Raw genomic sequence first — 13,386 nt, 5'->3', positions numbered from 1 at the left:
CCCACCGTCGGTCCCATCCTGGCTCGCATGAACGTGATTCCCACCGACCGGCCGTCGATGCCGGACTGGTACCCGGCCTTCCTCGAAGCTGTCGCGACGCACGTCGCCGCCGACAACAACACAGTCCTGACCAACTGGTCGATCGGTCAGGAAATCCTCCGCTGGCAACCGAGCTCCGACTGGTCGAGCCGCGCCATCGACCACCTCTCCACCGACCTGACCGCCCGCTTCCCCACCCGCAAAGGACTCTCGGCCCGCAACCTCAGATACATGATCACCTTCGCCGAATCCTGGCCCCTGGAGGCCTACGCCCGCGGTCCCCTCGCCCGGCTCCCCTGGTACCACCACCTGACCCTCATCCAAAAACTGACCAACCGCACCCACCGTCTCTGGTACGCCCGAGAATCCATCGACAACAAGTGGACCCACGCCACCCTGAAAGCCCACATCGCCAACAACTTCTACCGAACCCAACACCTCCGCACACCCCCCAAATCAAAGAAGAAGAAGACCACCTAACCCCCATGCGCCCGCCCGCGCACACCCCCAACCAACCCAAACCGCATTCGTGCAACACCCCGTTGCACACATGCCCACACCTCCGGACCGCCACCACACACCAACGCCCGCGAATGCCGCATTCCCGCGCCACCGTGAGCCTGCCCGACCAGACGGCGGCGAGGTTAGTGTGTGATGGCGGTCCGAGGCCGGCACCATGACCTGCCGATCAGTAGCAGCACGACGGGCTGACGGCGTCAGCCGCACCTAGGTTGGCCCGGACACCTAGCCGTACCTCTCCACGGTGCGGGGCTTCTTCTCCCCTGTCCCGCGTCCCGTTCACGAGGTGACGCCCAGCGTCACGAGCCGGTCGCGCGCCGGCCGGGAGGCCCAAGGGGCCCCTCTCCGATGGGGGCTTTCGCCCGTGACGCGTCCAATCCGCGACGGTGACGCCCAGCCTCATGAGCCGGATGCGGGCCGGCGGCCGAACTCCAGCCTCGCTCCCATAGCACCTCGATCACTACCGGTATGGCTTAACTCTGGCGAGTTCCGGGCGACTGCGGAGCCGGTTGTCCAGCGCCCCGGACCTGCACCACACACCAACCTCCGCGAATGCCGTGTTCCGGCGCCGCCGTGAGCCTGTCGGGGCGGACGAGGGCGAGGTTGGTGTGTGGTGGCGGTCCGGGGGCGACGCCAGGCGGGCGGTGCGGGGTGCGGGTGCGGGTGCGGGTGCGGGTGCGGGTGCGGGTGCGGGTGCGGGTGCGGGTGCGGGTGCGCGGTGTGGGTGTGGGGTGTGGGTGTGGGGTGTTGGTGGGAGGGGTGCTCAGAATGTGGACGGTTACCTTGGGTGAATGTCTACCAACGTTATCGTCTTTGGTACGAGGGCGGTCCGTCAGCGGCAGCCCGGGGACTCCAGGAGCTGCTATGACCGAGTGTTGTTGCCGCTAGCACCTGTTGTGAGTGAAAACCCTTAATCACCTGGCATACCGGTCGCTTAGCCCTGCTCGGAAGCAGGGCCGGTCGGTGCTGCCGTCGTACCCGAGAACAGGACCGTCGTATGACCGAGAACACCCCCAGCTGGTCTTTCGAGACCCGGCAGATCCACGCCGGGCAGACCGCCGACCCGACCACCAACGCGCGGGCGCTGCCGATCTACCAGACCACCTCGTACACCTTCGACAGCACTGATCATGCCGCCAGCCTGTTCGGGCTGCAGGAGTTCGGCAACATCTACACCCGGATCCAGAACCCGACCCAGGACGCGGTCGAGCAGCGAATCGCCAGCCTGGAAGGGGGTACGGCCGCACTGCTCGTGTCGTCCGGGCAGGCCGCGACCTCGCTCGCGCTGCTCAACATCGCCGAGGCCGGCGACCACATCGTCAGCAGCCCGAGCCTGTACGGCGGCACGTACAACCTGTTCCACTACACCTTCCCCAAGCTGGGGATCGAGGTCAGCTTCGTCGAGGACCCGAGCGACCTGGAGTCGTGGAAGGCCGCGATCAAGCCGAACACCAAGGCGTTCTTCGGCGAGACGATCGCCAACCCGAAGAGCGAGATCTTCGACATCGAGGGGATCGCCGGCGTCGCGCACGAGTTCGGCGTACCGCTGATCGTCGACAACACCGTCGCCACCCCGTACGTCCTGCGCCCGCTCGAGCACGGCGCCGATGTCGTCGTGCACTCGGCGACGAAGTACCTGGGCGGTCACGGGACCGCGATCGCCGGCGTGATCGTCGACTCCGGCAAGTTCGACTACGCCCAGAACCCGGAGCGATTCCCCGGTTTCAACCAGCCCGACAACAGCTACCACGGCCTCACCTACGCGACCGCGCTCGGTGTCGGCTCCGACCTCGGCAACCTGGCCTACATCCTCAAGGCCCGGGTGCAGTGGCTGCGTGACCTCGGTACGGCGGTGGCGCCGTTCAACGCGTTCCTCATCGCCCAGGGCCTGGAAACCTTGTCGCTGCGGATCGAACGCCACCTCGACAACGCGCTCAAGGTGGCCCAGTGGCTCGAGGCCCGTGACGAGGTCGACAGCGTCGCGTACGCGAGCCTGCCGTCCAGCCAGTACTACGAGCTCGCGCAGAAGTACACGCCGCGCGGGGCCGGTGCCGTGGTGGCGTTCGAGATCAAGGGCGGTGTCGACGCGGGCAAGCGATTCGTCGACGCGCTGCAACTGCACAGCCATGTCGCCAATATCGGTGACGTCCGCTCGCTCGTCATCCACCCGGCGTCGACGACGCACAGCCAGCTGTCCACCGAGGACCAGCTCGCGTCCGGCGTGACGCCCGGCCTGGTCCGGCTCGCGGTCGGTCTCGAGCACATCGACGACATCCTGGCCGATCTCGAGGTCGGTTTCGCCGCTGCCAAGTCGGTCTGAGAACCAAACCAATGACCCAGGATCGCCCGCCTGCTTCAGTAGTCGATGCCCGGGGGCGGGACATCGGCGCCGAAGCAGGCAACCCCGGAAGTACGCCTCCGGGGGCTCCTCACGCACCAGGTCAGGTGGCCGGTGCGTGGGGAGCGGGCGGTCCTGACCACGAGTTCGGTGGCTGGCGCACCGGAGATCCAGTGGCCAACCGACGCTTCAAAGCGATCGGCGACCTGCCACTGGAGTCCGGCGCGCAACTCCCCGCAGTACAAGTCGCGTATGAGACCTGGGGCCGGCTGAACGCCGCCCGGGACAACGCCGTCCTCATCTGTCATGCCCTGACCGGGGACGCACATGTGGTCGGTCCCGCCAGTCCGGGGCAACCAACCCCGGGCTGGTGGGACGGCTTGATCGGCGACGGCCGGTACGTCGATCCGGCCGACTGGTACGTCGTCGCCGCGAACGTACTGGGTGGTTGCCAAGGCACCACCGGGCCGTCATCCCAAGCACCGGACGGCAAAGCGTGGGGCAGCAGGTTCCCCGCCATCACCATCAGGGACCAGGTCGCCGCCGAGGCAGCGCTGGCCACGCAACTCGGCATCGACGAATGGGCAGCAGTGATCGGCGGCTCGATGGGCGGGATGCGCGCACTCGAGTGGCCGTTGCTCTTCCCTGACAGGGTCGGTACTGCGATCGTCCTCGCCTCGACCGGTTACGCGTCGGCGGAGCAGATCGCCTGGTGCGCGCCACAGCTCGCCGCGATCGAGCACGACCCCGCCTGGCAGCAAGGCGACTACTACGAGACCGGTACAGCGCCGACAACCGGTCTCGGGATCGCGCGCCGGATCGCGCACGTGACCTACCGTTCGGAGTACGAGCTGGCCACCCGCTTCGGCCGCAACCCGCAAGGCGACGGCCGCTTCGCCGTGGAGTCCTACCTGGACCACCATGCCGGCAAGCTGGCCGCCCGCTTCGACCCCGGCTCGTACGTCGTCCTGACGCGCGCGATGAACAGCCACGACATCGGCCGCGATCGTGGCGGACTCACAAAAGCCTTGCAGGGCCTGAAATCCCGCCTCGTCGTCGCCGCCGTCGACTCCGATCGGCTCTACCCGGCCCGCCTGTCGGCCGAGCTCATCGACGCCAGACCCGACGCGGGCCCGTTGCACCTGATCAAGTCGCCCTACGGCCACGACGGTTTCCTGATCGAGCTCGAGCAGGTCGGACAGCTGATCGCCGGCACCCTAGGCTGAGCCCTGAGCCCTGAGTCCAGCGCAAACATCGGATGTTCCCGCCTGCAGACAGTAGAGGTTTGCTGACTCTTCGCTGTTTACAGCCGCAAGTGGCGCACCTAGAGTTTCGGCAATCATCGGATCTCTGGACCGTGGGGACTTAGGATGCGACTCGTGACCACCGGCTTCGCCGTGCTCGCCGCCGTGACCGTGGCGGCCGGACTGACCACCCCGCCTGGCTCGTCCGCGGCTCCCGTCCCGGTCCGGGCCTCGAGCCCCGGGGACCTCTCGCTCTGGTACACCGCGCCGGCCACCGACTGGGAGTCGGAGGCACTGCCGATCGGCAACGGTGCGACTGGTGCGATGATCTTCGGCGATCCCGGCACCGAACATCTGCAGCTGAATGAGAAGACGCTGTGGACCGGAGGCCCCGGCTCGACGCAGGGCTATGACTTCGGCAACTGGCGTACGCCCCGGCCGACGGCTCTGGCGGATATCCGCGGCCAGATCGACCAGAACCTGGTGGTTCCCGCCGAAGCCGCGACCACCGCACTCGCCCAGAACGCGATCGGCTTCGGCGGCTACCAGCCGCTGCTCGATCTCAAGCTGGCGATGACGCCTGCTCCCTCCGACGTCACCGGTTACCGCCGCCACCTCGACATCGAGAACTCGCTGGCCGGCGTCCAGTACGAGGCCGCCGGCATCCGCTACACCCGCGAGTACTTCGCCAGCGCGCCCGGCAACGTCACCGTCGCGCGGCTGAGCGCGAGCCAGGCGGGCAAGGTCGGCTTCACTGCCAGCCTCACCGGTGAGGCGAACCGCACCCGCACAGTGCAAGCCGTCGGCGGCAGGATCACCGTCAGCGGCGCCCTGCTCGACAACGGCATGCTGTATGAGTCGCAGCTCCAGGTCCTGAACACAGGCGGCACCCGGACCGACAACCCGGACGGCACTGTGACCGTGTCCGGCGCCGACTCGGTCGTGCTGATCGTCAGCTCCGGGACCAACTACTCCGATGTCTACCCGACCTACCGAGGTACGGATCCGCACGCAGGCATCACGAGCCGCGTCGACGCGGCCGGCAGACTCTCGTACGGCGTACTCAAGGCGCGGCACCTCGCGGACTACCGGAAGCTCTTCGACCGGGTCGACCTGCGACTGGGCGAGGTGATGCCGAACATCCCGACCGACGAGCTGCTCACGCAGTACCAGGAAGGAACGGCTGGTCCTGAGGCGAGGAAGGCCCTGGAGCGGTTGTACTTCCAGTACGGGCGCTACCTGCTGGTGGCCTCATCCAGAGACAACTCGCCGCTACCGGCCAATCTGCAAGGCGTCTGGAACAACATGACCTCGGCACCGTGGGGCGCCGACTACCACGTGAACATCAATCTGCAGATGAACTACTGGCTGGCCGAGACCACCAACCTCGCCGAGACCACTGCGCCGCTGTTCGACTTCGTGGACGCTCTCGTGCCACCCGGGCGCGTGACGGCGAAGGAGATGTTCGGGTCCGACGGCTGGGTGGTGCACAGCCAGACGAACCCGTTCGGATTCACCGGCGTGATCGACTATCCGTGGGCCTTCTGGATGCCGGACGCGGGCGGCTGGCTCGCCCAGAGCTACTGGGAGCACTACCAGTTCACCAAGGACAAGACGTTCCTGAAGGAGCGGGCCTATCCGCTGATGAAGGAGCTCGCGGAGTTCTGGCTCGACGAACTGCAGGTCGACCCGCGCGACGGCAAACTGGTCGTCTCGCCGAGCTTCTCCCCCGAGCACGGCGACTACTCCGCCGGCGCCGCGATGCCGCAGCAGATCGTCTGGGACCTCTTCACCAACCTGTCCGAGGCAGGTCCGCTGGTAGGAGAGTCGAAGGCCTTCCGCAACCAGCTCACGTCGACCCTGCAACGCCTCGACCCTGGCACCAGGGTCGGATCCTGGGGTCAGCTGCAGGAGTGGAAGGAGGATTGGGACGACCCGGCAGACCAGCACCGGCACACGTCCCAGCTGTTCGGCCTGCACCCCGGCCGGCAGATCATCCCGGCGGAGAACCCCGAGCTGGCAGCGGCCGCGGTGAAGACGCTGGAAGGTCGTGGCGACGGTGGCACCGGCTGGAGCAAGGCCTGGAAGATCAACTTCTGGGCGCGACTGCTGGACGGCAACCATTCGCACAAGATGCTGTCGGAGCTCCTCAAGACGAGCACGCTGAAGAACCTCTGGGACACGCATCCGCCGTTCCAGATCGACGGCAACTTCGGAGCCACCGCCGGCGTCGCGGAGATGCTGCTGCAGAGCCACGCCGGCCCGATCGACGTACTGCCTGCCCTGCCTGACGCCTGGGCGGACCAGGGCAGGTACGAGGGACTTCGGGCGCGTGGAGCATTCACGGTCGGGGCGACCTGGCAGGACGCGGCTGCCACGGAGATCCGGCTGCACTCCGACAAGGGTGGACCTGTTGCCCTGCGCAATCAGATTTTCGCCGGGCCGTACACGGTGACGGACGAGCGCGGTCGCAAGGTCGACGTACGCCGCACCGGTACCGACACCGTCTCGTTCGCCACGTCGGCCGGGCGCGACTACGTGGTCCGCGCGAAGGCCCAGCTCGACATCACCGCACCGGCAGCGGTCGCTCTCACACCGGTGGAGGTCACGGCCTCGGTCGTCGCGCTCTCTGGCAACCTGCCGGCCGGCGAGCTGACCCTCGACGTACCGGAAGGCTGGAAGGTCAGCCCCGCCTCAGTGAAGACGCCGACCGTGCGGCCCGGCCGTCCGTACCCGGTGACCTTCACGGTGACACCGACCCTGGGCTCGGGCGAAGGCGACTTCTCCTTGGTGGCGAAGCTGACCTCGAAGGACTGGCGGTTGTCCGCGCGAGCCGGTACCGGCCTGTGGCGGGTGAACCTCGCCCGCGGCAAACCCGCGACGCAGAGCACCACCGCCCACGGCGCGCAGGCTTCTCGCGCGGTGGACGGGAACACCAGCGGTAGTTGGGGCGACAACTCGCTCACCCACACGGCCGAACCATCCAACGAGGCCTGGTGGCAAGTGGATCTCGGCAAGGCCGAAGCGTTGTCGCAGATCTCGCTGTGGAACCGGACCGACTGTTGCTCCGACCGGCTGAGCAACTACTGGATCATCACCTCGGAGAACCCGATCACGGCCGACTCGTTGCTAGCGGCACGCACCGCGCCCGGGGTGACGGCGATCCGCCAGGCCGCGACGGCCGGAAGTCCGGCGACGGTCGACCTGAACACCACCGCCAGATACGTCCGGATCCAGTTGGAGTCCACGTCGAACCCGCTTTCCCTGGCGGAGGTGAAGCTCTACCCCACCGGGGGTTGACGCACGGCTGTTCGATTCAGGGCTTCGGCCAGGCTTCCCAGGCGGTGGCGAACATCTGGTCGACGGTGTAGGTGTTCTTCCACTCCAGGTCGCGGGCGGCGAGCTCGCCGGAGGCCACGACGCGGGACGGGTCGCCCGGGCGGCGAGGGCCTTCAGTGGGGGTGAAGTCGATGCCGGTGACGCGGCGAGCCGCGTCCATGATCTCGCGGACGGACGTACCGGTGCCGCTGCCGAGGTTGTAGACCGGCTCCAGCGACGTGCCCTCGTCGAGGATCCGCGCGGCGGCGACATGGGCGCGAGCGAGGTCGGCGACGTGCACATAGTCCTTGACCGAGGTGCCGTCCGGGGTCGGGTGGTCGGTGCCGTAGATCTGCGGGATCTTGCCCTGGCTCAACAGGTCGCAGACGATCGGGAACAGGTTGTACGGGCTCGCGTCGTAGACCGACGGGTCGCCGGAGCCGACCACGTTGAAGTAGCGCAGAGCGGTGTGGTTCAGGCTTACCGCCTTGGCCTGGTCCTTCAGCAGCCACTCGCCGATCAGCTTCGATTCGCCGTACGGGCTCTGCGGGTCGGGCACGGTCTGCTCGGTCACCACCTCGTCCTTCGGCGTACCGTAAACGCCCGCGCTGGAGGAGAAGACGATGTTGCCGACGCCCTGCTCGGCCATCGCCTCGAGCAGGGAGACCATGGCGGTGACGTTCTGGGTGTAGGTGTGCATCGGCCGCTCGACCGAGACCCCGGCGTACTTGAAGCCGCCCAGGTGAACCACCCCGGTCGCGCCTTCGAGCGCGCGACGGGTGGCGTCGCCGTCGAGCAGGTTCGCGTGCGTGAACGGCACGCCGTCGAGCAGGAACTCAGCCTTGCCGCTGGACAGGTCGTCGATCACCGCGACGTCGATCCCGTCCGCCCGGAAGGCACGCACCACGTGCGATCCGATGTATCCGGCCCCGCCAGTCACCAGCCATGTCATATCCAGATGCTCCCATCGATGCCGTCCTGACTCTCATTGTTATTTAACCACACAAACGATCATATTCGCACAGAAACACTCATGCTGAGGATTGGGCGCCCGGCCCGTAGGATGCGCGGATGATCGGACTAGTCCTCGCCGCCGGTACCGGCCGCCGCCTGCGCCCGTACACGGACACGTTGCCCAAGGCACTCGTCCCGATCGACCCGGAGACGACGGTGCTCGACCTGACGCTCGCCAACTACGCGGCGGTGGGCATCACGAACGTCGCGATCGTGGTCGGGTACGCCGCTGCCGCGATCGAGCAGCGGGTGGCGGGCTTCGAGGAGCGGTACGGCGTACAGATCGCGCTGGTGCACAACGACAAGGCGGAGACGTGGAACAACGCGTACTCACTGTGGTGCGCGCGCGACCTGCTCGATCAGGGCGCGATGCTGGCCAATGGGGACACGGTGCATCCCGTCTCGGTCCAGCGGGCGCTGCTCGATGCTCGCGGCGAGGACCGCTCCATCATCCTCGCGCTCGACACCGAGAAGTCGTTGGCCGACGAGGAGATGAAGGTGATCTGCTCCGCCTCGGGTGGCGTCGAGCGGATCACCAAGCTGATGGATCCACTGTCCGCGACCGGTGAGTACATCGGCGTCACCCTGCTCGAGCCGTCGGCGGGTGCCGTGCTGGCCGACGCGCTGAAGGCGACCTGGGAGCGCGACCCCGACCTGTACTACGAGGACGGCTACCAACTCCTCGTCGACCAGGGCTTCCGCATCGATGTCGCCGGAATCGGCAAGGTCGACTGGGTCGAGATCGACAACCACGATGACCTCGCCCGGGCCCGGACGATCCTCGGATTCGCTTAACCAGATGCCTTTGCTAGCCCGGATGATCCCGGCGCCGCTGGTCGTCGACGTACGCCGGGGAGCACTGGCCGATCTCGGTGCGATCCTGGCCGACCAGCGGATCTCCACGTCGGGGCGGGTCGCGATCGCGGTCGGTTCGACGTACGGGCCGATCGTGCAGGCGACCTTCCGCGACGGGCTGGCCGGGGCCGACTGGTTCACCGTGGACGGCGGCACCATCAACACGGCGATCAAACTCGTCGAACAGATCCGCCGCGAACGCTACGACGCGATCGTCGGCATCGGCGGCGGTACCGTCCTGGATGTCACCAAGTTCGCCGCCGCGCGACTCGGCCTGCCGATGGTTGCCGTCGCCACCAACCTCGCGCACGACGGCATCGCCTCACCGATCAGCACCTTGGACAACGACGCCGGCCGCGGCTCGTACGGCGTACCGGCGCCGCTGGCCGTCCTCGTCGACCTGGACCTGATCGCGCAGGCGCCGCCGCGGTCGGTCCGCTCAGGGATCGGGGAGATCGTCTCCAACCTCTCCGCCATCGCCGACTGGCAGACCGCTCATGCGTTGCGTGGCGAGGAGATCGACGGCCTCGCGGTATCGCTGGCGCGGACGGCCGCGCAGGCGGTGATGAACCACCCGGGCACGATCGCCGACGACGCCTTTCTCTGTGTTCTGGCAGAGGGTCTGGTCCTGTCGGGGATCTCGATGGTGGTCGCCGGAACTTCGCGGCCGTCGTCGGGCGCCTGCCACGAGATCTCCCACGCCATCGACCTCCTGCATCCCGGGCGCCGGGCTTTCCACGGCGAACAGGTCGGGGTCGGAGCCGCCTTCGCCTGGTCCCTGCGCGGTGACCTCGCGATGTTCGACGCAACCGTCAAGTGCCTGCACCGCCACGGCCTGCCGGTACGCCCCGCGGAGCTCGGCTTCGGTCTGGAGGAGTTCGAAGCCATCGTCGGCTACGCACCCCAGACCCGCCCCGGCCGCTTCACCGTCCTCGAGGAATCGGCGTTGACCCCCGCGCGCATCACAGCGAAGGTGAACACGTTCAACGACCGCATCACGGCCACTCTGGAGGCACAGTGACCCTCGACCGTCACCTCGACTGGCCGAACTGCTACAACGCCCGCGACCTCGGCGGCCTCCCGACGGCTGATGGCGGCGTGATTCGCACCGCGGCTCTGATCCGCACGGACTCCCTTCAATCCCTAACCCCTGAAGGCATCGAGACGGTACGAGCTACCGGCGTCAGCCGAATCATCGACCTGCGCAGCCTTGGTGAGGTCACTGCCTTTCCCACCCCCTTCACCAACGACCCGATCGGCCTGCACGTCCCGGTCCAGGACCCGGCCGACCCCCAGGACCACACCACGATCGTCGAGTCCTGCAACCTGATGCTCGACCTCCACCCGGACCGTTTCGCCGACGCCCTCCGAGCCATCGCCGATGCCCCCGACGGCCCGGTGGTCATCCACTGCTTCGGCGGCAAGGACCGGACCGGCATAGTCGCGGCCTTGGCGCTGATCATCGCCGGCGTCCCTGAGCCCGAGATCATCGCCGACTACGCCCTCACCCAATCCCGTATGGCCGGCCTGCTGGCCGAACAACTGGCCGCCGAACCAGACGAATCCCGCCACCCGCACCTGATCGAATACCGCGACACCCGCCCCGAATCCCTGGTCGCAATCCTCCGCCACCTGGACACCGAGTACGGCGGCCCGCTGGCCTACCTGACCCAAGCCGGCCTGACCTCCACAGACGTCGAAACGCTCCGAACCCGCCTCACGAACTAACCCCCACCCTCCAAGGCGGCTTCAAACGCTTGCTTAAAAGGTGATTCGCCCATTGCTATCCGGGTTGAGGTCTTGCACTCCTTCGAGCGGACATTTACCTTCAGCTAATCGTTAGGAAGGTTTCCTAACGATCAAGGCCGCTGCAGCGCCTTTCCCCACCGCCCGGAGGACACCGCTGATGAAATATCTACTTCGAGGGCTGACCGCTGCCGCGGTCGTCGCCTCCGCTCTGTTCGCTCAATCCGCACTGACGCCCTCGGCTTCGACCGCTGCGGTGGCCGCCGACACCCTGCTCTCCCAGGGGAAGCCCGCCACCGCGTCGTCCGTCGAGGGCAGCGGCTTCGAGGCCGCGAAGGCGGTGGACGCCAGTACCACCAGCCGCTGGGCAAGCGTCGAAGGCCATGATCCCGAGTGGATCAGCGTCGACCTCGGCGCGACCGCGACCATCTCGCGGGTCAAGCTCAGCTGGGAGGCCGCCTACGGTAAGTCGTACAAGATCCAGACCTCGGCCGACGGCTCGACGGGCTGGGCCGACGTCTTCTCGACCACGACCGGCAACGGCGCGACCGACGACCTGACCTTGTCGGGTAGCGGCCGCTTCGTTCGCGTCTACGGGACCGCTCGCGGCACGGCGTACGGCTACTCGCTCTTCGGCTTCGAGGTCTACGGCACGATCGGCGGAGGTACCGGCGACACCACGCCGCCGAGTACGCCGGGCAGCCTCGCGGCGACGGGGACCACCTCGAGCAGCGTATCGCTGGCGTGGAACGCGTCCACGGACAACGTCGGCGTCACCGGCTACGTCATCTCTCGCAATGGCGCGGAGGTTGCCACCACCGGTACCGGTACGACGTACACCGACACCGGTCGTACGGCTTCGACCACCTACACGTACACGGTGAAGGCGCGCGACGCCGACGGCAACACGTCCGGGGCGAGCAACACGGTTACCGCGACCACGCAGGCCGGTGGCGGCGGCGGACCGGCCGTTCCCTTCGGCAGCCACCAGTTCCCGTATGCGGCCGGGATCCTCAAGCCGACGGGCAGCCAGGCCACCCTCGACCAGAAGGTGATCGACTACTACCAGCAGTGGAAGTCGGCCTTCGTCAAGCAGAACTGCGGCAACGGCTGGTACCAGATCATCTCGCCCGACGCCGATCACCCGTACGTCGCCGAGGCCCAGGGCTACGGCATGGTCATCACCGCGACCATGGCCGGCGCCGACCCGGCCGCGAAGACGATCTTCGACGGCCTGACCAAGTACATGCTGGCCCACCCCTCGGTGCACAACGCCGACCTGCTGGCCGCCGAGCAGAACACGTCCTGCGTGAGTGTGAACGGTTCCGACAGCGCGACCGATGGCGACATGGACGTCGCCTACGGGCTGCTCCTGGCCGACAAGCAGTGGGGCAGCGCGGGTACCTACAACTACAAGCAGCTCGCGATCAAGCACATCAACGCGATCAAGGCGAGCGAGATCAACCCGAACACCAACCTGCTCACGTTCGGCGACTGGAGCACCTCCGGCGACGCGACGTACAACATGTCCCGTACGTCGGACTGGATGGTCGACCACTTCCGCGCCTTCAAGACGGCCACCGGCAACGCGGTCTGGGACACCATCCGCACCAAGCACCAGAGCGTGACGGCCTCCCTGCAGGCGAACTACGCCGCGAGCACGGGCCTGCTGCCCGACTTCGTGATCAACACCAACTCCACCCCGAAACCCGCCACCGGTGAGGTCCTGGAGGACCCGAACGACGGCGCGTACTGGTGGAACGCCTGCCGCGACCCGTGGCGGATCGGCGCCGACGCGGTCACCAGCGGGGACAGCGCGTCCCTGGCCGCGGCCCGCAAGCTCAACACCTGGATCAAGACCAAGGCCGGCGGCAACCCCAGCAACATCGCCATCGGCTACAAGCTGAACGGAACCCAGATCTCGTCCGGCAGCGACCCCTCGTACTTCGCCCCGTTCGCCGTAACGGCGATGACCGACTCCGGCAGCCAGGCCTGGCTGGACGCCCTGTGGAACAAGATGCTGGCCACTCCGATCGCCACCGACAGCTACTACGCGGCGAGCATCCAGCTGCAGGTCATGATCACGGCCTCCCACAACCACTGGGTCCCCTGATTTATTGAGCCCCCGCGCGGCCAGCCATCCGCCCCGGCCGCGCGGGCCAGTGAGTCGAGCGCCCGCCGAATTGGGCGGTTTCAAGGGGTCGTTGCAACACCGCCTTGGTTTCTAGGTGGTGAGTAGATCACGCAAGCGCTCGGCTGGGGTGTCCCAGTCGAGTGTTTTGCGTGGTCGGGCGTTGAGTTCTTGGGCGACGT

Annotated in this window: 9 protein-coding genes; 8 read left to right on the top strand and 1 reads right to left on the bottom strand. The window is 67.3% G+C overall.

All coding sequences use genetic code 11. From position 1 onward, the window contains the following. Nucleotides 1–27 precede the first annotated feature (27 nt). The 4 genes from G3I17_RS04160 (at nt 28) to G3I17_RS04145 (ending at nt 7,440) form a co-directional block, all read left to right on the top strand. Nucleotides 28–519 (top strand): DUF1016 N-terminal domain-containing protein, encoded by a 492-nt coding sequence (locus tag G3I17_RS04160; RefSeq protein ID WP_164594260.1) that lies wholly within the window; start codon nt 28–30, stop codon nt 517–519. 1,036 nt (nt 520–1,555) lie between these two features. Then, the gene (locus G3I17_RS04155) at nt 1,556–2,878 is read left to right on the top strand and encodes a bifunctional o-acetylhomoserine/o-acetylserine sulfhydrylase (RefSeq protein ID WP_164594258.1); all 1,323 of its coding nucleotides are present in this window, start codon (nt 1,556–1,558) and stop codon (nt 2,876–2,878) included. 11 nt (nt 2,879–2,889) lie between these two features. Next, a complete protein-coding gene (locus tag G3I17_RS04150; RefSeq protein ID WP_164594256.1) occupies nt 2,890–4,122 on the top strand; it encodes a homoserine O-acetyltransferase in 1,233 nt (410 codons plus the stop codon). 144 nt (nt 4,123–4,266) lie between these two features. Continuing rightward, a complete protein-coding gene (locus G3I17_RS04145; protein WP_164594253.1) occupies nt 4,267–7,440 on the top strand; it encodes a glycoside hydrolase N-terminal domain-containing protein in 3,174 nt (1,057 codons plus the stop codon). A 16-nt stretch (nt 7,441–7,456) separates the two neighbouring features. Here G3I17_RS04145 and galE read toward each other — a convergent pair whose 3' ends face one another. Then, nucleotides 7,457–8,410, bottom strand: coding sequence for a UDP-glucose 4-epimerase GalE (galE, locus tag G3I17_RS04140; protein WP_164594251.1), 954 nt, complete (start codon nt 8,408–8,410; stop codon nt 7,457–7,459). A gap of 119 nt (nt 8,411–8,529) precedes the next feature. Between galE and G3I17_RS04135 the strand changes: the two genes are divergently transcribed. From G3I17_RS04135 to G3I17_RS04120, 4 genes are all read left to right on the top strand, one after another. Beyond that, a complete protein-coding gene (locus G3I17_RS04135; RefSeq protein WP_164594249.1) occupies nt 8,530–9,267 on the top strand; it encodes a phosphocholine cytidylyltransferase family protein in 738 nt (245 codons plus the stop codon). A gap of 4 nt (nt 9,268–9,271) precedes the next feature. After that, nucleotides 9,272–10,348, top strand: coding sequence for an iron-containing alcohol dehydrogenase family protein (locus G3I17_RS04130; RefSeq protein WP_164594247.1), 1,077 nt, complete (start codon nt 9,272–9,274; stop codon nt 10,346–10,348). Next, nucleotides 10,345–11,055, top strand: a complete 711-nt coding sequence (locus G3I17_RS04125) for a tyrosine-protein phosphatase (RefSeq protein ID WP_164594245.1) — start codon at nt 10,345–10,347, stop codon at nt 11,053–11,055. The genes G3I17_RS04130 and G3I17_RS04125 overlap by 4 nt, the downstream gene beginning before the upstream one ends. A gap of 178 nt (nt 11,056–11,233) precedes the next feature. Then, on the top strand, nt 11,234–13,186 hold the full coding sequence (locus G3I17_RS04120) for a glycosyl hydrolase family 8 (RefSeq protein WP_164594243.1): 1,953 nt from the start codon (nt 11,234–11,236) through the stop codon (nt 13,184–13,186). Nucleotides 13,187–13,386: the final 200 nt, after the last annotated feature.

It is taken from the genome of Streptomyces sp. SID13031 (assembly GCF_010548305.1).
In the GTDB taxonomy this organism is placed as follows: Bacteria; Actinomycetota; Actinomycetes; order Propionibacteriales; family Kribbellaceae; genus Kribbella.
Note: the sequence above shows the minus strand (reverse complement) of the source record. Positions and strands in the feature narration are given on the sequence as shown.

Coding starts and splice junctions, on each gene's coding strand:
- G3I17_RS04160 (WP_164594260.1), top strand. CDS start 28: ATGAACGTGATTCCCACCGACCGGCCGTCGATGCCGGACTGGTACCCG.
- G3I17_RS04155 (WP_164594258.1), top strand. CDS start 1,556: ATGACCGAGAACACCCCCAGCTGGTCTTTCGAGACCCGGCAGATCCAC.
- G3I17_RS04150 (WP_164594256.1), top strand. CDS start 2,890: ATGACCCAGGATCGCCCGCCTGCTTCAGTAGTCGATGCCCGGGGGCGG.
- G3I17_RS04145 (WP_164594253.1), top strand. CDS start 4,267: ATGCGACTCGTGACCACCGGCTTCGCCGTGCTCGCCGCCGTGACCGTG.
- galE (WP_164594251.1), bottom strand. CDS start 8,410: ATGACATGGCTGGTGACTGGCGGGGCCGGATACATCGGATCGCACGTG.
- G3I17_RS04135 (WP_164594249.1), top strand. CDS start 8,530: ATGATCGGACTAGTCCTCGCCGCCGGTACCGGCCGCCGCCTGCGCCCG.
- G3I17_RS04130 (WP_164594247.1), top strand. CDS start 9,272: ATGCCTTTGCTAGCCCGGATGATCCCGGCGCCGCTGGTCGTCGACGTA.
- G3I17_RS04120 (WP_164594243.1), top strand. CDS start 11,234: ATGAAATATCTACTTCGAGGGCTGACCGCTGCCGCGGTCGTCGCCTCC.